Raw genomic sequence first — 18381 nt, 5'->3', positions numbered from 1 at the left:
GCCGCAACCTTCCCCGGCGCGGAGGTTGTCGGACAGAATGTCATCGCGTGACTCCGCGAAGGAGGTTCATGTTCCCACCATCTCGAGTGACGTCGGAGCGAGTCCTACTCACCGTCACGCCGCGCGTTCTGGCGATGACGTTGGGCAGTGACGATGAATCGCGGATCAGCATCGAAACCTCGTTCGAGGCGGATTCGTTCGACCCGCGGCGCCCCAGCGCGGATACCCGGCTCAACGCGCTCGAGGCACGGGGGGAGTCGCTGTGGATGGCGGCGTTCTCCGGATCACTGGGCTTCTATGTAGAGCAGGCGGGTGCTCGGGCGCGGGAACGAGGCGCCGCCGTGACGCTGCAGTTCGTCGCGTCGTCCGAGCTGCCTGCCGCCCTGCATTGGCTGCCGTGGGAAGTGCTCTTCGATCCGCGGCGGCGTGACCATCTGTCGCTGAACGCAGGTTGGTCGGTGGTGCGTGGCGTCGACGCTTTCCAGTCCATACGCCCGCTGTCAATTGATGATCTGCGTGTTCGAGTGCTCGTGCTGGATTCCTCGCCGGAGGCCGACGCCGAGGCCGCGGCGGTCGGTGGGCTCCTGGGCGCCCACGGAGACGTCGAGATCCTCCGGGCCGGAACGAGCGATGAGCTGGTGAGTCACCTGACCGGCGACGTCTCCCTGGTGCACATGATCGGTGACGGCCGCGGCGATGGGCTGCGGCTGGCCGAGCGCGAGGGATTCGTCGGCGGGGCCGAGATCGCCGACGCGATCGCGGACAACAGGGGAATAGGACTCGTCGTCTTCAGTGGCAGCACGACCGCCTCCATCGCGGCTGAGGTCGAGAAGATCGCCGGGGTGACCGTGCTCGCGCATCTCGAAAGTGCACGGGCGGTGCATGCCACGGAGTTCGCCGGCCGATTCTACCGCGACCTGATGGACTTGATCCCGGCCGATGTGGCCGTCGCCGAGGCGCGCCGGGCGGTGGACCGCCGGTTCCCCGGCGAGAGAGCGTGGGCGAGCGCCGTGCTGCTCACTGGGTGGCCACCCCTGGTCCTCGGCCGGTCGAGTCCGGGACCCGGGAGCGGTTCGGACGTGCCGCGGCAAGGCGGTGACCTCGACGCGGCGGAGCTGCGGAACATGCTCTACACGCTCAACCGGGAAAAGGGCCACGAGCTGCTTGCCTCTGCCCCTTGGAACCTGGTGCGCAAACAGGTGGAAGCGGCCGAGGACCAGCTCCGCGACCTGCCATCGCCACCGTTGTCATGAACAGTCCCGACGTTCGCCGTCTGTCCGAGGGGATCCGCCTTTTCGAGGAGTATCGCGGACGGTTGCGCCAGCTCCGGGATAAGGCTTCGCGGCTGAGTGAGTTCGACGTCCTTATCGTCGTCGGTGAACAGGCAGTCCTCGAACACCTGGAACTTCAGTTGAACCTTTGCCGGAGACTCCTGATCAGCGCGCCGGTGGAGGGGAACGACGCGAATTTCCTGGATCGGTTGGAGTACCTGGTCCGGCAGTCCGGATGGTCGGTCCTCGAGGAGGTTGAGGCGCGGCTCGACGAGAAGGAGGACATCGCGGCCGTCGCCCGGAGGGAGGTGGCGGCGAAGCTCGCGATATGGTCCGGCATCGCCGGTCGGGTCGAGGAGGCGGGCCGGCAGATTCAATTGCGGCGCTTGCGCATCGCGGAGCCGCGAAGGCTCACCACCAGTCGTGATCGGCTGACCGCGCTCGTCCGGCACGCGACCATCAGCTTCCAGGAGAATCGCTACGTCGAAGTGTGGCAGGCCTTGAACGAGCTGGAACGGGCGCCTGCACACAACGCCGTGCCGCTGACCGAAGTGCCCAGCCGACTGGAAACGCTCGTCCGGCGGGCGTCGCCCGAACCCCTGCAGCTCACTGTTCTGAGGGGCGAAGCCATGAACGACAATATTCAGTACGCGCTGACGCTGCAGACTCCCACCGGCGATCAGTACGTGGCGGTCAGGGCGCTGTCTACCAATATCAATGTCCAGTTAGGCCAAGAACGTTTCGCGCGCGATGCGCAGCTTGTCAGCCCCCGCGAGGTCCAAGATCACGTCGATGCGGTGCTCTCGTCGACGATGGATCTATCGGCCGGCGAGGATCGTCTTTCCCGGCTTCGAGAGGTCGGCCGCATCCTCTACCGAAAGCTCATCCCCATACCGATGCAAGACGTGATCGAGCTGCACCCGGGAGTGCCGCTCGTCCTGACCAGCAATGATCGCTCGTTGGCATGGGAGTTCATGGCCGCCGACGACTTCGTGGCGTTGCAGCGCCCGCTGGCACGGTTGCCCGTCGGCCATTCCCGCCGGCGTCGTAGCTATTCCGGCGACCTGCCCTCGCACCGGCGCCAGGTGGCTCTGGTGGGCTCGGCGGGAACGGGGAAGCATCTGTCCGCCGTCGAGCGTGAGGTGAAGACCATCCACGACGGGCTGACCAGCGCCTGGTCCGAGGAGGCCGATGTGAAGGTTTTGCTCACCGGGACGAACAGGCCGGCAAACAAGGAGGACTTCGAGCGGGTGCTCGTCTCCGGCTACGACATTATCCATTTCGCCGGGCACGCGGCGTTCAACGAGCGAAAGCCTGGCTTGAGCGGATTGCTGTTCGACGACGAAAAGTGTACGGCCGAGGACATCGGGCCCCTTATCGGGGGTGCCCCACTGGTCTTTCTCAATGCGTGCGAGACGGCGCGGCACGGCGACGAGCCGGTGTTCGGGCAGGAGGGCGCATTCCAGATCGACCCGTGGGAGGGACTGGCTGCCGCATTCTTGCGCGGCGGCGCCTTGGCCTGCATCGGCAATGTCTGGCCCGTGGTCGACGCGGTTGCCGCTCGATTCGCGATCGCCTTTTATTCGCATGCCCTCGAAGGGTTACCGCTGGGCGAGGCGATACGGCTTGCGCGCCGGTCGGTGGCTCAGCGATACCCGAAGGACCCGAGTTGGGCGTCGTTCGTCTTCTACGGCAACCCCGCGTTCACTCTTGCGGTCGACGGAAAGGCGGTCCGCTCATGGTGATGCGGCCTGCTCACGGCTTTGCCTCCCGCGTCGTTCTCCTCGGAAGCTCGGGCGGAGATCCATCCCGCCGTGCCGTGGTCGCCGATCAACTGTCTAGGGCACGAGCATTGCTGGTCGACGATGTCCGCTGGGGCCTTGACCCCGACAATTGCTTCGTGCTGGTCGATCCGGAGTCTGACGCCGAGATCAGGATGGCGATGAAGACCGCCGCCGAGGGGGTCGGCCGGGGTGGCCTGCTGTTCGTTCACTACGTTGGCCCGATCGAGCTGACCTCCTCCGGCGGACTGCGGCTGCGGTTCCCCGACTGCGGCTTCAGCTACGAGGAGATCCGCTATCGGGTGCGGTTCAATGGTGGAACCCGCCGACTAGTGATCCTGGACTGCCGTGCGGGAACGGCCGACGCGGACGCCATCGCGGACGCGGCCTTCGAGCGCGGCGTTCTGGTGGTGTGCGCGCCTGGCGCGACCGACCAGGGGAACGACTTCACCGGCCACGTTGTCGAGGTGCTCGAGAACGGCCGGCCGAACGGCCGGGTAATGCTCGGCCCGCAAGAATTCCGGCAGGGGTTTGCCGGTACGGTCGCGATGCGTCCGAGTGGTACCGCCGACCATTTTGCCCTGATCAGAAACCCTGCTCTGTTCCGGGCCGACCGGACCGGACAGATCCTGCTCGCCGCGGACGAATCCGCGGACGGGGCAGTCATCTTGGTGTTGCGCTACGACCGGGAAGAGGGCGCCCTCGGGGTGGTGCTCAACCGGCCGGCCCCCGGGCTGGCGGCTACCCCGAACTGGCCGGCAGCTGTGCGCGAGCCGGAAGTTCTCTTCGACGGCGGACCGGTGGAGCATGAGGGGTATCTACCGCTCGTGCTTTTACACGACGGCGCGAAGCCCCCGCCGACATTCCGCCGCATCAGGCCGGAGACTGGATCCCGGATGGGCACGCTGCCGCTGACGACTCGGACCGACGTCGGGGTGGTCGAGCGATTCCGGTTGTTCCGGGGATACGTCGGATGGGGCCCGGGCGAGCTCGAGGCGGAGGTTGCGAACGGATCCCTGGTACCTGCGGAGGTCGATCTGGACGTTGTGTTGACGATCGTGCCGCGGGCGCTGGGGCGGCTGGTGCGAGATGCGAGCCGATGACGTGAGCATTCGAGTGGAGCGGGACGTGGACGCGACGGAGGACCTCGCACAGCGTCTGTATCGGCTCGGCCGGGACAACCTCCGGGTAACGCTATTTGCCGGGTTCGGGCTGTCGGCGGCGGTGATGCCCACCACTTCCGACCTGCTGGCAATCGCCGACGATTACGCCGAGAGCCACCCTGGCACGGCGGGCCTGCTGGCGGCGCTGCGCCGGGCACGAGCCAGGTTCCACGGCGATGACGTCCGGATTCTCCGCGAATACCGTGCCGCGTTCACCGGCTGGTTGTCCGCCGACGCCTTCGATCTGATCGCCCAGGCGGCGGTGCTGCAGGCATACCAGGCGCCGAGGGGAGACGACCACTCCGGACCGCGTCCGTGGCAATCGATCGAGGCCGCCGCCGGCGAGGAGATGGAGCGAGACATCGCGCGATGGACCTTGCCGGACGGGGTCGCGGCGCTCGGCAGCGTGCTCGCCCGCTCGGACATGTTCAGCAGCCACGTTTTCACCACCTGCTTCGACCCGCTGCTCGAGATCGCGGTGGCGCGGTCCGGAGCGGAGTACCAGAGAGTGACACGACTGACGGATCCGTTCCCTGCGGACGCCGTGGGGATCCACCATCTGCACGGGTACTGGCGCCCGGAGTATCCGGTCGGCCCGGCACTGCTGGCCCGCTCGAGCGACCAGACTGGGGACCGAGATGTTCTGGCCCGTCAGCTGGCCGACCGCATCAGCGAGACCCCCGTTATCTGCGTGCTCGCGTACAGCGATGGGGATGGCATCCTGGCCGCGGCGATACGGCGGGTGGCGGCCAGCGGGAAACGGCTCACGGTCCTGTGGGCGGCAGAGTCGATCGACGAGGAGGAGGTCGGACAGTCACTGCGGGCCGAGGCGGGGCCGGCGCCGGTGGTGACCTTCTTCCCGGGTGTGAACAGCGACGTACTGCTGCCGCGGCTCGCTCACCTGATGCGGCTCCCCGTGACCCTGCCCGAGCGGGTTATCCGCAACCACCGTCACACGGCGTGGGAACGGGAGCTCCTGTCGGAGCCGGGTACGGCGCCGCCCGACGATCCGCTGGACCTGCTGCGGCAGCTCGACCGTCGTTACCAGTGGGAGCGCTCGTGGTCGGGCGAGCCGGTCGCGCCCCGCCTGATCTACTGGCCGGTCCGGCTGCGCAGCAGCCCGTCGGTCATCAACATGGTTCAGGCGCTCGCCGCCGCGGCCCTGTCGGCGCGTGGCGTCGAGGTGATGATCTGCCTGGACGACTTCAACGTCGAGGATGCTGTGGGGAGCACACGGCGATACCGTGAGGACGTCGATCGATGGTTCAACCTGGTATCGGGCTCGCGGTTGCCGCAGATCGTGTCGCTGCAAGAGTTCGTTGACGCAAGCGACCAATCCGCCGGCGACAGTCCGCGCCACCTGCTACGCCCGACCAGGCCGTGGGACGTCGCCCGCGAGGCGGTCGGCGAACGCAACCCGTCGGTGCTGGACCTGTTGATGGCCGCGAAGGTGATCCCCGACCTGCCGGAGGAACAGCTCATCGCCGAGGCCGACAAGATCGTGACGGCACTGGTCAGCCGCGGTGCCCGGAATCTGCTGTTGCCGTTTACGCTCTGGTCGCACCTCAACGAGCTACTGCTGGACCGTCCGAGCGGGACGATCATGACGCTCGGCGGCAAGGAGGAGCGTCGGCTGTGGGCGATGTGGCGGTTCGCCTTCGACCACGGCGTCAATCAACTCTACAACCCGACGCTGCGGAGCCTGACCAACCAGTCGGTGATGCTGCGCTGGCCGGACGAGGAGACGTTGCGCCGCTACCTGCACGACGCCATGCGGGAAGGGGATTGGGCCGAGGAGGGCCACTACGTCTGGTGGCTGGCACAAAACGCATTCCTGCTTCCGATGTACCTGCGCGATCTCGAACCGCCATCCTTCGAGGGCGTCGCGCTGGACTCGTGGCCGGCGGTCCAACAGGCCCTGAGCCGGGCTGCGGCGGTCGATCTCATCGCCGAGCACGTATCTAGAAGCTACCTGGGACGTACAGAATAGCGGGGCGAGAGCACCCCTACGTGGTCACGAAGGCGATGGCCTCGTCAACCTGCCGCATCACTTCCTCATGCTCGACCCGTCGGCCGAACTGCAGGCGGCCTCGGGGCGCTGGCTCCTGTGGACGGTAATAGACCTTGGAGGTCCGGCGCTCGCGTGGCCCGCGCATAACCAGCGTTACGCATGTCTCATCCCGACCGGTGATGGCCTGGTGCACGATCGCCGATGTGGCTGTGTAGTGGCCGGCGAGCGGAATCCGCGGCGCGACGGCGATCTCCCGGCAGGTGATCACGCCACGCGGAGTGACCGCGGCGAAGAGGCCCTTCCGGTACGGGCGGTACTCGAAGGAGCGCCAGGGCTCGCCCAGCCGCACGTCGACGGTCTCCTCCAGCTCGACGAATTGCTGGCGGCCGCCGAGCAGGATGGACGAGAAGGCGTAGCGGTGGTCATGGGGACGCGACACGTCGTCCGGCGCGCCGCGCTCGGCCGGCCAGATGTGCAGCGTGAGCCTGGCCGACGGGTGCTCGACCATCACCATTTTGGTGAACCCATTGACGTGCCGGTACGGCCGGCCCGCCGGGTATCGCCCGGCGCGCAGGTTAGCCGCCAGGCGTACGAGTGATTCGGCGATGTCTGACCGGGTGGACCGGACGAATGCCTCGTGCAGTTCCGCGTAGGTTGCGCCGGTGGGAGCAGCCTCTACCAGAGCCTGTACGTCATTGAGGTTGACCACCAAATCCTCCGACATATGCGCAGCCGGTCCGTCGCCCTATTGTAGTGCGGGCGGAGCGAACGCCTCCGGTGCGGCGATTGAGCGTGCGGACCGCCGGAGGCGGTGCTGATTGTCGCCGCTTCCCCTCGATCGGGCGACAGGTGAATCGCCGGTCAACGCGGGCGCGTGACTGTCTCGTACGGGAAAATGGGTTTGACTTGGGGGATCGCCTGCCCCGGGGCGTGACCGCACCAAGATCAACTAGCGTTCATCTGTTTGAAACCGGCACGGGGTCACGAGTAGGTAGAGTGCCGCCATTCTCGACGACATAGACCCTTTCATCGGCACCGCAGCGACCGACCTGCCTCGCGCGCACGGTCTGGCCGCCAGTTGGTGGTGGCCGAAACCACAGGTGGGCAACACGCATCCGGGGGCGACGTCGCCGTTCGGCATGGTCAGCGCGTGTGCCTACAGCGGTGCTTACCCGACCGGCTACGGGCGCTACGCCAAGAACACCGAGGGCGTACCGGAGGAGCTCTTCGACCGGCTGGAGGCGTCCGGGTTCACGCATTTCCAGCAGAGCGGCACCGGCGCGATCCGGAAGTACTACAACTACGTCCGGGTCACCCCGATGGTGCAGCCGCTGGACTCGCTGGGGGAGTCCTGGGCGCTGCGGGACGAGATCGCCGAGGCGGGCTACTACGCGGCGACGCTCGACACCGGCGTGCGCTGTGAGATCACCGTGGGCGCGAAAGTGGCCGTCCACCGGTACACGTTCCCTGAGCATCGGTCGGCGCGGGTGGTGGTCGACCTGTCCTGCGGCGGGCTCGCCATCGACCTCGGGCGGACCGTGCCGCTGCGCGCCCAGGTCGAGAGCATGGGCCGCGGCCGCGCCCAGGGCACCGTGGTCATGGAGGGCGTCCCGCTCTCGGTCTATCTCGAGGCCGACACGCCGGGCTGGCGGCAGATGCTCTGGTACGACCGGCGGCTGATCGACGGCGGCACGCGGCTCGACTTCGACAGCATCCGGCACACCACGCTCAGGCCGTTCGGCCTGCTCCTCATGGGCTCGGTGCGGGCCGGGCAGGTCGTCGAGCTGCGCCTCGGGTTCTCGCTGCGCGGCTGCGAGCAGGCGAAGCAGAACCTGGAACGCGAGTGCGGGCCCGACGCGCCGGCCTTCAACGTCGTACGGTCGCGGACCCGGGCCCGGTGGCGCGAGCACGTCTCCCGGGTCCAGGTCGAGGGCGGCACGAAGTCCCGGCGCAAGGTGTTCGGCACCGCGCTCTACCACTCGCTGATCAAGCCGTGCGTCGCCGAGGACGAGAGCCCGTTCTGGCCCGACCTCGGCCCGTACGCGTACGACGTCTGCACGATGTGGGACATCTACAAGACCCAGCTGCCGCTGCTGGCGGCGATCGCCCCGGACCGCTTCACCGACCTGCTCGAGTCCCTGATCCGGGTGTGCGAGGAAGAGGGCAACTTCCCGATCGGCTACCGGATGGCCCGCGGCGCCGACCGGTTCTTCCGGCAGGCCAGCGCCCTCGCGCACACCGCGCTCGCCGACGCGCACGCGATCGCCCGGCCGGGGCTCGACTGGAGCTGGGCGCTGGTGCACATGGTCGACGACCTGCGCCGGATGTACGGCGAGGACTTCTTCGAGCACGGCGTGGTGCACCCGATCACGCACACCCTCGATCTCGCGTACGCCCATCACTGCACCGCCCAGGTGGCCCGCGCCCTCAACGACCGCCGCCTCGCCGACGACCTGGAACGCCGCGGCCGCCAGTGGGTCAACGCGTTCGACCCGGCCACCGGGCTGCTGCGGGACAGCGAGTTCTACGAGGGCGGCAAGTGGAACTACTCGTTCCGCCTGATCCACGACATGGCCGGGCGGATCGGCCTGGCCGGCGGCGACGACGCGTTCATCGCGATCCTCGACCGCTTCTTCGGGTACGGCGCCGACCCGGTCAAGCAGCCCGGACGCTGCCCGGGGCCGACCGAGATGGCCGCCGGCTACGCCCTCAACCGGTTCGAGGGCCTCAACAACGAGCCGGACATGGAAGCGCCCTGGGCGTACCACTACGCCGGCCGTCCCGATCGCACCGCCGAGGTCGTCCACTCGGCGCTGACCTGGCAGTTCGGCACCGGCCCCGGCGGCCTGCCGGGCAACGACGACTCCGGCGGGCTCAGCTCCTGGTACGTCTGGGCGTCGCTCGGCCTGTTCCCGGTCGCCGGCCAGCACCTCTTTCTGATCAACGCGCCCGCCTTCGCCCGCGCCGTGATCCAGGCCGGGGACGGCGAGTTCGTCATCGAGACGAGCGGGCACCGGGAGACGCCGATCGGCGTGGACGGCATCGACCGCGACCCGCCACCGCAGTACGTGCAGTCCGCGACGCTCAACGGGGAACCGCTGCACGCCGCGCACCTGTCCGCTGCCGACCTGCACCGCGGCGGCCGGCTGCATCTGAAGCTGGGCCCCGAGCCCACTTCCTGGGGGAGCGCGAATCGCCCCCCGTCCCTGTCCTGACCCTCCACCCCCGAGGAAACGACCATGAGCCACCCCAGCCGCCGCCTCGTCATCGTGGTCCGGGCCGACCCGGTGATCTGCGGCCACTCCGGCGAGGCGCGCAACCTCGCCGAGGTCGCGCTGACCCGGGGCTTCGACGACGTCCGGCTGCTCACCTGGCCGATCCCGGCGCTGGAGGCCGCCGGGCTGCCGCTGAAGCCGCTGGACCGGCTCCTGCCGTACAGCCCGGGCATCACCGTGGAGCGGCCCGAGGCGGTCGGCGACTACCGGGTGCCGGACGGCCGCCACCTGGCCGGGCTCACCGGCCGGCTGGTCGAGCTGCTCAGCGAGCCGGTGCCGACGGTATGCCTGTCGATGTACCTGGTGCCGCACACGGCGGTCGTCAACGACGCGGTCACCGCGGCCCGGGCGGCCGGCTTCGACCCGAAGGTGCGCACGATCGCGAAGGCGGTCGGCTCGGACGTCACCAACGTGATCCGCTCCTGCCTGCGGGAGGGCCGTTTCGGCGCGGCGACGGTGCTGTTCACGACGTTCCTCGCCAACGACGACGTGGTGGCGGTCTCCGAGTACACCCGCGACGAGATCATCGCGTCGGCGACCGAGGTCGACGCCCACTGCGGCACGACGTTCGCGGCGCAGTGCCGGGAGCGCGTCCGCGTCAGCTACCCGCCGATCGACGCGTCGGCCTTCGTCGACATGGACGACGACGCGGTCGAGGCGGCGCTGGCCCGCCGCGGTCTCGAGCGGGACGGCTACATCCTGTTCCTCTCCCGGGTCGCCCGGGCCAAGGGCATCTACGACCTGATCATCGCGTACGGGCAGATGCGCTGCCGGGACAAGGTGCGGCTCGTGGTGGCGGGCACCGGGCCGGCCCTCGAGCACGTGCGGGCGATGGCGAAGGAGGACGACCGGATCGTCTTCCTCACCGACGTCGACGACGAGGAGAAGCCACTGCTGATGGCCGGGTGCGCCGCCTACGCGCTGCCGACCAAGCCGGAGCCGGACTTCGTCGAGACGTTCGGCATCGCGCTGGCCGAGAAGATGCTGGCCGGCGGCGGACCGATCGTCACGACGCTGACCGGCGGCACGGGGGAGGCGGTGGGCAAGGCGGCGGTGATCGTCGAGCCCGGCGACATCAACGGCCTCGCCGACGCGCTCGACCGGGTGGTCCTCGACATGTCGACCGCTCAGCGCGCCGACTACGAGCTGCGCGCCCGCGAGACGGCGATGGCTTTCGATCGAGCCTCCGTCTTCGACGGCCTGATCTCGTAGGTGGTGGTTACGATCCACCGATGTCGACAGATGGTTCCCCGGCTCCGGCCGGGGCCCGATATCGTACGTGGGTCCGGCTGCACCGCCTGCGCGCGCTCGCGGGCGCGACCGTCGTCTCGCTGGCCGGGTGCGTCCTGGCGTTCGTCAGTCCCTGGTTCCTGTTCTTCCTCGTGCCGTTGGGCATCTTCGGCTACATCACGCTGATCCTGGCGCTGACCGTGTACCGGCTCGGCCCGCGCGGCGGTGATTTCCAGCGGCGCATCCACCTGCTGATCGCCGGTTCTGTCTCGCTGGAGAACGGCGGCCGGGCCCTGGATGTCGGCTGCGGCAGCGGCAGCCTCGCGGTGAAGGTCGCCCAGGCCCACCCGGGCGCGTCCGTGACCGGCGTCGACTCGTGGGGCCACGACTGGGAGTACTCGAAGGACCAGTGCGACCGCAACGCCCGCGCCGAGGGGGTCGCCGGCCGGGTCTCGTTCGAGCAGCAGAGCGGCAGCGCCCTCTCCTTCGCCGACGGCTCCTTCGACGCCGTGGTCAGCTGCATGACGTTCCACGAGATCAAGGAGAACGCCGACCGCTTCGACGGCGTCGTCGAGGCACTCCGCGTCCTGCGTCCCGGTGGCGCCTTCGTCTTTCTCGACCTCTTCGGCGACCCCGCTTTCTACCCCAACCCCGCCGGCATCCGTACGGTGGAAACACCGCGCCCGCTGGCCGAAGTGATGGATTTGCCTTTCCCGCTGCGGCATCCCAAGGTCCTCGGCCACGCCATGCTGCTCACCGGCACCAAACCGGCGTGACGGTGCTCCTGGGGCGCCGCAGCGAGTAGCGGATCCTCGAGGACGGAGTACGCGCTGGACAGTGGTGACCCGTCCGAGCAGAGTTCGGCGTGATCGAGTGCGCTACACCGCGTGGACGGGCGCCGGCTCGATCTTCACGGTGGTGGCGGCCAGCGCGGCGATGAGGAAGAGGGCGGCCAGCAGGGCCCAGGTCCAGACGCCGATCGTGGCCAGGGCGGCCGTCACGAGGACGGGGCCGAGGACGTAGCGGGACACGGCACGGCCCATGGCGAACGCGGAGAGGAACTCGGCCCGGTGATCGCGGGGTGCGAGGGCGTACGACAAGGTCCAGGCGGCTGCCACCGCGAGGAGCTCGCCCAGCGTGAGGAGAGTGACGGCGACGGCGAACGTCGACGGCGTCAGGTGCCCGCGGGTGTGTGCCGCGGCCGCGAACACCGCGCAGGCCGCGGCGAGCGCCAGTCCGGCGGCGGCCTGACCGGCCCGGGCCCGGCCGACCGTGGCCGTGAGCCGGGCGATCGGCCACTGCAGCAGCACGCACAGCACGGTGGCCAGCCCGTAGAGCAGACCCGTCCAGCCGATGCCGGCGTCGGTGTGACCGGTCAGCCAGAGCGGGAAGCCGAGATTGAGCACCGGTGTCCACAACTGCAGGACCGTGTCGATCGCGGCCAGGCGCACCAGCCGGCGATCCCGGAACGCCGCGAGACGGCGGCGACGGTGTTCCGGCCGACGCAGGGGCGCCAGCCGCATCGAGGCAAGCAGCGTGGCCACCAGCACGTACGCGAAAGCCGCGATCGCCAGCAGCCACCGCAACGCGGACGGCGACCGCAGGCCCACCGCCAGGCCGCCGAGCGGACCGGCCACGCTGATCGCCACGTTGACCGCGGTGCGGTACTTGGCCATCACCCGGACGCGCTCGGCGCCCGACGTCAGCTCGGCCACCAGCGCCTGGGTCCACGCCGCCACGCTCTGATCGGCGACCGTCACCACGATCATCGCGGGCAGCGCCGACCACCAGCCGCCGGCGGTCGCATAGCCGAGCGTCGCGGCCGCCCGGACCAGGTGCGCGACGACCAGGGCCCGCCGCACGCCGACCCGGTCGGCGAGCTGACCGAGCGGCACGACCACGACCAGCGCGACCAGGCCGGACAGTCCGAGGCCGAGCCCGACCTGCGGCGCGGTGAGCCCGACGACCTGGGTGAAGTAGACCGCCGAGAAGGCGAGGAACAGTCCGCCGCCGAGGTAGTCGATGAACCCGGCACCGATCAGGCGACGTACACTATCTTGTGCCACACACACATTATATTGGTTCCGACGTTGCCGCCACGCTGGCCGCGAACCTGCGAGCGGCCCGGCTCGTTCGCGGCTGGACGCTGGAAGAGCTGGCCGAGCACAGCAGTGTCAGCCGCAACATGCTTCAGCAGATCGAGACCGCCCGGACCAACCCGAGCGTCGGCACGCTGGCCCGGATCGCCGCGACGCTGGCCGTGCCGATCGGCGACCTCGTCTCACCCCCGCCCGGCCTGGTCGACGTGGTTCGCCGCGGCGAGGCCACAGTGCGGCGTACCGCCGGCGGCAGTGAGGCCCGGCTGCTCATCAACGACGGTCACGCGCCCTTCGTCGAACTGTGGGACTTCGCCGTGGCGGCCGGCGACGAGATCCGGTCGGACGGGCACCCGACCGGTGCGCGGGAGTTGTTGCTGCTGCACAGCGGCGAGCTGACGGTCGAGGTCGGCGGCACACAGGTCGGCCTCGGTCCGGGGGATGGATTGCGCATGCGCGGGGACCGTTCCCACACGTACGCGAATCCCGGCTTGGAAACTGCCCACCTGAGCATCACCGTCGTCTACCCCGGTGACCGCGACCGGAGATACCTGCCGCCCGACTGAATTGACGGCCGTTGTGTCCCGGGATACCTATCAGTACTATGCATCAAGGTTCTAGGGATAGGAGACCGGAGTGAGGTCCTGTGAAGGTCGCTAAGGATCTGGTGGCCGCCTCGGCTACGCCGTTGGTGCTCGGCATCCTGGCCGAGGGAGAGAGCTACGGGTACGCCATCCTCCGGCGGATCAACGAGCTGTCCGGGGGCGAGCTGGACTGGACGGAGGGCCTGCTGTACCCGTTGCTGCACCGGCTCGAGCGCCTCGGTTTCGCGGAGTCGAACTGGCAGTCGGTCACCGGCGAGCGCAAGCGGAAGTACTACCGCATCACCGGCCAGGGCCTGGCCGAGCTGGCCGAGCAGCGCCGGCAGTGGGACACCGTCGTGGACACGCTCAAGGAGATCTGGCATGACCGCGTGCCGCTGACGAACCCGCTGGAGGGCCTCGCATGACGACACAGGACGGCAAGGAGGAGCTGGAAGCGCAGTTCGCGCAGTGGCGTCAGTACGTTCTCCGCCGCAAGGAGCTGCAACCGCTCGACGCCGACGAGCTCGAGGACCACCTGCGCGGCTCCGTCGACGAGCTCGTCGCGGCGGGCCTGAGTCCGGACGAGGCGTTCCTGGTCGCGGTCAAGCGGATGGGCAGCCTCGACGAGCTCTCCCGCGAGTTCGCCCGGGAGCATTCGGAACGGCTGTGGAAGCAGCTGGTGCTGAGCGCAGACACCGGCGGCCCGGTCGCCGCCACGCGCTCCCGGCGGGACCTGTGGGCCCTGGTCATCTGCGCGGTGGGCGCGGCAGTGTCGGTCAAGGTGCCGGCACTGTTCGGGCTGAGCCTCGAGGATGACGGCTCGTTCTACGCGCGGAACTTCGCCCTGCTCGCGCTGCCCTGGCTGGCAGCCTTCCTGGCCTGGCGCCGGAAAGCCTCACGGCCGGTGATCGCGGCGCTGGTCGCGCTGTTCGCTCTCGGCGCCGTGGCGGCCAACGTGTACCCCCTGCTGGACACGTCGCAGTCCCTGGTCGTCACCAGCATCCACCTCCCCATCGCCCTATGGCTCGTGGCCGGGCTGGCCTATGTCGCCGACGAATGGCGCTCCTCCCGCCGGCGCATGGACTTCATCCGCTTCACCGGTGAGTGGTTCATCTACTTCGTCCTCATGGCCCTCGGCGGCGGCGTGCTCTCCGCGTTCCTGTTCAACACGTTCAAGGCCATCGGGATCCTCCCCGAGGAGTTCATCTCGTACTGGCTCCTTCCCTGCGGCGCCGCGGCCGCGATCGTCGTGGCCGCGTGGCTCGTCGAGGCCAAGCAGAGCGTCGTCGAGAACATCGCGCCGGTCCTCACCCGGCTGTTCACCCCGCTGTTCACGGCGGCCCTCCTTGCCTTCCTCGTCGCCGTCCTCTGGACCAGCAACGGCATCGACGTCGAGCGCGAAGCGCTGATCCTGTTCAACCTCCTGCTGGTGGTGGTGCTGGGGCTGCTGCTCTACTCGCTCTCGGCCCGCGACCCGCTGGCCCCGCCCGGCCCGTTCGACCGGCTCCAGCTCGCGCTCGTGGTCAGCGCGCTGGCGATCGACGTACTGGTGCTGCTGGAAATCACCGGACGCATCACCGACGAGTACGGCGGTACGCCCAACCGGGCGGCCGCCCTCGGCGAGAACGTCATCCTGCTGGTCAACCTCGCCTGGTCGGCGTGGCTCCTGCTGAACTTCATCCGCCGGCGTACGCCGTTCGCGGCGCTCGAACGCTGGCAGACCGGCTACCTGGAGGTGTACGCCGCCTGGGCCTGGATCGTGGTCCTCGTCTTCCCACCCGTGTTCAACTACGTCTGACCACGGCGTTCAGGCGAACTTGCGGGCGGTGGACTCCAGCCTCTCGCGGTAGGCGGTCCACCACGCCTCATCGCCCTCGGCCACGTTGTCGCCCGGCCGGCGCCAGCCGACCCGGCCGTCGATCAGCTCGCGGACGATGTCGGCGTGGCCGGCGTGGCGGTTCAGCTCGGCGAGCATGTGCACGAGGATGAGGTGCAGCGTCACCGGCGTGCCGGCCCACCAGCGGACCGCGCCGGGGGCGTCGATCGGAAGCGCGTCGATCGTCGCGTCGGCGTGTGCCCACACCCGGTGCCACCGGCCGACGATGTCCTCGCGGGACTCGTCGGCGGTGGCCCACATGTCGGCGTTCGGCTCGGCGTCCTCCTCCAGGCCCGGGACGGGCTCGGGGAAGGGCCGGTCGAACACCTCGCCGAAGTACCCGGCGGTCACCGAGGACACGTGTTTGACCAGCCCGAGCAGGTTCGTCCCGGTCGGCACGAGCGGGCGCCGCACGTCGTACTCGGACAGGCCGTCGAGCTTGCCGAGCAGCGCCTCCCGTGCCTCCCGCAGGTACCGATGAAGGTTCGCCTTGGCGTCCAGGTCCGTCATGCCGCTCAGGATTTCACCGCCGAGAGGTTTCTGCTTCGCTGATCGAGACCCAGCGGGCCGTACGGGTAATCGGTCGGCCGCAGGTCGCTGGCGTCGTCCAGGGCGCTGATCTCCTCGTCGGCCAGGTGCAGCCCGGCGGACCGCAGGTTGGCCTCCAGCTGGTCGGTCGTGCGGGCGCCCAGGATCGTCGACGTCACTCCGGGGCGGTCGGTCACCCAGGCCAGAGCCACCTCGGCCATCGACACGCCGCGGTCCTCGGCGACACGCTGCACGGCGTCGACCACGTCCCAGGTGCGGTCGGTGCCGCGCCGGTCCCACGCCTCCATGCCGCGCGCCGGGTTGTCGCCCAGCCGGGTGGCGCCGGTCGGCCGCTGGTCGCGCCGGTACTTCCCGGTCAGCCAGCCGCCGCCGAGCGGGCTCCACGGGAGCAGGCCGAGCCCGGCGTCGAGGGAGGCCGGCACGATCTCGTACTCGATCTCGCGTACCAGCAGGCTGTACTGCGGCTGGAGGCTGACCGGGCCGGCCAGGCCGAGCGAGCGGGCCAGCAGGACCGCCTTGGTGAGCTGCCAGCCGGTGAAGTTGGAGAAGCCGTAGTAACGGATCTTGCCGGCCCGGACGAACCCGTCCAGGGTGCGCAGCGTCTCCTCGAGCGGGGTGATCGGGTCCCACGCGTGCGCCTGGTAGAGGTCGACCGTGTCGACGCCGAGCCGGGTCAGGGAGGCGTCGAGCGCGCGGGTCAGGTGCCGCGCGGACAATCCGGCGCCGTTGGGGTCGGACGCCGTCGGGAAGCGTCCCTTGGTCGCCAGCACGACGGCCTCGGTGACGGCGGCCGGCCGCGACGCCAGCCAGCGGCCGATGATCCGTTCCGACTCGCCGGCCGAGTACACATCCGCGGTGTCGACGAACGTGCCGCCGGCCTCGGCGAACAGGTCGAGCTGGGCGTGCGCGACCTTCTCGTCGGACTCGTTGCCGAAGGTCATGGTGCCGAGGCAGAGCGCGGAGACGGCGCATCCACTGCGCCCGAGCGTGCGATATTCCATGCGTACCAACCTACCGACTCACGGATGAGGCACCGGGTGCCATGCCTATGGCACTGAGTGCCACCGGATGCTATGGTCCGGAAATGGACTCGACCGCGCTTCCCGTCGCCCCGGCCGCCGAGCCGGTTCGCGAGCGGCTGGCGGCCGCGGCGTTCGAGTTGTTCGCCGAGAAGGGGTACGAGAGCACGACGATCGACGAGATCGCGTCGGCGGCCGGGGTTGCCCGGCGCACGTTCTTCCGGCACTACCGGTCGAAGGAAGACGTGATCTTCCCGGACCACGACTCGGTGCTGGAGCGTGTCCGGTGGTACCTCGGCTCGTCGTCGGCGGCCGACCCGGTGTTCGCCGTGGCCGAGGCGACCCGGCTGATCTTCGAGACGTTCATGGCGGCGCCGGAGCGCACGATCGCGCGGTACCGCCTCACCCGGGTCGTGCCGGCGCTGCGGGACCGCGAGGTGGCCAGCGTCGCGCGGTACGAGCGCACGATGAGCGACTACCTGCGCGGCCGGCTGCCCGACACGCCCGAGGCGGCACTGGCGGCGCACGTCGCGGCCGCCTCGTTCGCCGCCGCGCACAACCAAGTCTTACGGGAGTGGCTGCGGGCCGGTGGCGCCGAGGACGCCCACCCGGCCCTCGACGCCGCCCTGGCCATGGTCTCGGAACTGATGACGCCGCTGATCACCGGCGTCGCCCACAACAGGAGGTCGTAGGAGCGCGATGAATATCGTCGTTTTGGTGAAGCAGGTGCCTGACTCCGGTGCTGAGCGCACGCTGGGCGCGGATTTCGCGGTGGAACGGGCGTCGGCCAACAACGTCATCAATGAGATGGACGAGTACGCCATCGAGGAGGCCTTGAAGATCAAGGAGGCCGGTGGTGGTGAGGTGACGATCCTGACTATGGGTCCGGCCACGGCGACCGAGGCGATCCGTAAGGCTCTGTCGATGGGTCCGGACAAGGCGGTTCACGTGCAGGACGATGCCCTGCACGGCTCGTGCGCGGTGGCGACCTCGAAGGTGCTGGCCGCGGCGCTGGGGACGTTGAACGCGGATTTGATCATTTGTGGTGCGGAGTCGACGGATGGCCGGGTGCAGGTGATGCCGCACATGCTGGCTGAGCGGTTGGGGATCGCGGCGTTGACGGGTGCCCGCAAGTTGACGGTTGATGGGTCGCAGTTGACGGCGGAGCGGCAGACCGATGAGGGCTATGAGGTGGTCACGGCGGTTACGCCGGCGGTGGTGAGTGTGTGGGACACGATCAACGAGCCGCGGTATCCGTCGTTCAAGGGGATCATGGCGGCGAAGAAGAAGCCGGTGCAGACCCTGTCGCTGGCCGATCTGGGTGTGGACGCGNGTGAGGTNGGNNCNGCCGGNGCGACCAGNCNGGTGCTGGAGTTCGCTGCCCGCCCGGCNCGNTCCGCGGGGCAGAAGGTCACGGATGAGGGTGATGGCGGCGCTCTGCTGGTGTCGTATCTGGCCGCCGAGAAGTTTGTCTGAGAGGGGTTTTCGTCATGGCTGAGGTTGTGGTCGTCGTCGAGGCCTCTGCG

General features: G+C 69.2%; 16 protein-coding genes. 12 read left to right on the top strand and 4 right to left on the bottom strand.

Annotation, left to right across the window (positions count from 1 at the left end):
* The first annotated feature begins 86 nt into the window (after positions 1-86).
* From A3CQ_RS0128700 to A3CQ_RS0128685, 4 genes are all read left to right on the top strand, one after another.
* Positions 87-1253 (top strand): CHAT domain-containing protein, encoded by a 1167-nt coding sequence (locus A3CQ_RS0128700; RefSeq protein WP_020514402.1) that lies wholly within the window; start codon positions 87-89, stop codon positions 1251-1253.
* Entirely contained in the window at positions 1250-3016 is a 1767-nt protein-coding gene (locus A3CQ_RS0128695) for a CHAT domain-containing protein (RefSeq protein ID WP_020514401.1), read from the top strand. Before A3CQ_RS0128700 ends, A3CQ_RS0128695 begins: the two co-directional genes overlap by 4 nt.
* A 107-nt stretch (positions 3017-3123) precedes the next feature.
* A complete protein-coding gene (locus A3CQ_RS57765) occupies positions 3124-4155 on the top strand; it encodes a YqgE/AlgH family protein (protein WP_020514400.1) in 1032 nt (343 codons plus the stop codon).
* Between the two features lie 25 nt (positions 4156-4180).
* The gene (locus A3CQ_RS0128685; RefSeq protein ID WP_157296457.1) at positions 4181-6205 is read left to right on the top strand and encodes an SIR2 family protein; all 2025 of its coding nucleotides are present in this window, start codon (positions 4181-4183) and stop codon (positions 6203-6205) included.
* Positions 6206-6221: 16 nt separating this feature from the next.
* Here A3CQ_RS0128685 and A3CQ_RS0128680 read toward each other — a convergent pair whose 3' ends face one another.
* Entirely contained in the window at positions 6222-6950 is a 729-nt protein-coding gene (locus tag A3CQ_RS0128680; protein ID WP_020514398.1) for a hypothetical protein, read from the bottom strand.
* Between the two features lie 280 nt (positions 6951-7230).
* On the opposite strand from A3CQ_RS0128680, the gene A3CQ_RS0128675 reads away from it, so the two are divergent.
* The 3 genes from A3CQ_RS0128675 to A3CQ_RS0128665 are packed head-to-tail and all read left to right on the top strand — an operon-like array spanning position 7231 to position 11507.
* Entirely contained in the window at positions 7231-9441 is a 2211-nt protein-coding gene (locus tag A3CQ_RS0128675) for a GH92 family glycosyl hydrolase (protein WP_026206306.1), read from the top strand.
* Positions 9442-9465: 24 nt separating this feature from the next.
* Positions 9466-10713, top strand: a complete 1248-nt coding sequence (locus tag A3CQ_RS0128670; RefSeq protein WP_020514396.1) for a glycosyltransferase — start codon at positions 9466-9468, stop codon at positions 10711-10713.
* A gap of 20 nt (positions 10714-10733) precedes the next feature.
* Entirely contained in the window at positions 10734-11507 is a 774-nt protein-coding gene (locus A3CQ_RS0128665; protein ID WP_020514395.1) for a class I SAM-dependent methyltransferase, read from the top strand.
* A gap of 102 nt (positions 11508-11609) precedes the next feature.
* On the opposite strand, the gene A3CQ_RS54405 is transcribed toward A3CQ_RS0128665, so the two are convergent.
* Positions 11610-12797 (bottom strand): MFS transporter, encoded by a 1188-nt coding sequence (locus A3CQ_RS54405; protein ID WP_020514394.1) that lies wholly within the window; start codon positions 12795-12797, stop codon positions 11610-11612.
* Here A3CQ_RS54405 and A3CQ_RS61110 point away from each other — a divergent pair.
* The 3 genes from A3CQ_RS61110 (at position 12791) to A3CQ_RS0128645 (ending at position 15209) form a co-directional block, all read left to right on the top strand.
* A complete protein-coding gene (locus A3CQ_RS61110; RefSeq protein ID WP_157296455.1) occupies positions 12791-13393 on the top strand; it encodes a helix-turn-helix domain-containing protein in 603 nt (200 codons plus the stop codon). The genes A3CQ_RS54405 and A3CQ_RS61110 overlap by 7 nt on opposite strands.
* An 80-nt stretch (positions 13394-13473) precedes the next feature.
* Entirely contained in the window at positions 13474-13836 is a 363-nt protein-coding gene (locus A3CQ_RS0128650) for a PadR family transcriptional regulator (RefSeq protein WP_020514392.1), read from the top strand.
* Positions 13833-15209, top strand: a complete 1377-nt coding sequence (locus tag A3CQ_RS0128645) for a permease prefix domain 1-containing protein (RefSeq protein ID WP_020514391.1) — start codon at positions 13833-13835, stop codon at positions 15207-15209. The genes A3CQ_RS0128650 and A3CQ_RS0128645 overlap by 4 nt, the downstream gene beginning before the upstream one ends.
* A 9-nt stretch (positions 15210-15218) precedes the next feature.
* Here A3CQ_RS0128645 and A3CQ_RS0128640 read toward each other — a convergent pair whose 3' ends face one another.
* Both A3CQ_RS0128640 and A3CQ_RS0128635 read right to left on the bottom strand, forming a co-directional pair.
* Positions 15219-15797: a DinB family protein gene (locus A3CQ_RS0128640; RefSeq protein WP_020514390.1), complete on the bottom strand. Its 579-nt coding sequence runs from the start codon at positions 15795-15797 to the stop codon at positions 15219-15221.
* A gap of 5 nt (positions 15798-15802) precedes the next feature.
* Positions 15803-16837 (bottom strand): aldo/keto reductase, encoded by a 1035-nt coding sequence (locus tag A3CQ_RS0128635; protein WP_020514389.1) that lies wholly within the window; start codon positions 16835-16837, stop codon positions 15803-15805.
* Positions 16838-16920: 83 nt separating this feature from the next.
* Between A3CQ_RS0128635 and A3CQ_RS0128630 the strand changes: the two genes are divergently transcribed.
* Together A3CQ_RS0128630 and A3CQ_RS0128625 are read left to right on the top strand one after the other, a co-directional pair.
* Positions 16921-17547, top strand: coding sequence for a TetR family transcriptional regulator (locus A3CQ_RS0128630; RefSeq protein ID WP_020514388.1), 627 nt, complete (start codon positions 16921-16923; stop codon positions 17545-17547).
* 7 nt (positions 17548-17554) lie between these two features.
* Positions 17555-18331: an electron transfer flavoprotein subunit beta/FixA family protein gene (locus tag A3CQ_RS0128625; protein WP_020514387.1), complete on the top strand. Its 777-nt coding sequence runs from the start codon at positions 17555-17557 to the stop codon at positions 18329-18331.
* Positions 18332-18381 lie beyond the last annotated feature (50 nt).

The sequence above is a fragment of the Paractinoplanes globisporus DSM 43857 genome (genome assembly GCF_000379645.1).
Classification (GTDB): Bacteria; Actinomycetota; Actinomycetes; order Mycobacteriales; family Micromonosporaceae; genus Actinoplanes; species Actinoplanes globisporus.
This window is presented reverse-complemented; position numbering and strand designations above follow the sequence as displayed.

Coding starts and splice junctions, on each gene's coding strand:
- A3CQ_RS0128630 (WP_020514388.1), top strand. CDS start 16,921: ATGGACTCGACCGCGCTTCCCGTCGCCCCGGCCGCCGAGCCGGTTCGC.
- A3CQ_RS0128645 (WP_020514391.1), top strand. CDS start 13,833: ATGACGACACAGGACGGCAAGGAGGAGCTGGAAGCGCAGTTCGCGCAG.
- A3CQ_RS0128665 (WP_020514395.1), top strand. CDS start 10,734: ATGTCGACAGATGGTTCCCCGGCTCCGGCCGGGGCCCGATATCGTACG.
- A3CQ_RS0128635 (WP_020514389.1), bottom strand. CDS start 16,837: ATGGAATATCGCACGCTCGGGCGCAGTGGATGCGCCGTCTCCGCGCTC.
- A3CQ_RS0128695 (WP_020514401.1), top strand. CDS start 1,250: ATGAACAGTCCCGACGTTCGCCGTCTGTCCGAGGGGATCCGCCTTTTC.
- A3CQ_RS0128680 (WP_020514398.1), bottom strand. CDS start 6,950: ATGTCGGAGGATTTGGTGGTCAACCTCAATGACGTACAGGCTCTGGTA.
- A3CQ_RS0128640 (WP_020514390.1), bottom strand. CDS start 15,797: ATGACGGACCTGGACGCCAAGGCGAACCTTCATCGGTACCTGCGGGAG.
- A3CQ_RS0128670 (WP_020514396.1), top strand. CDS start 9,466: ATGAGCCACCCCAGCCGCCGCCTCGTCATCGTGGTCCGGGCCGACCCG.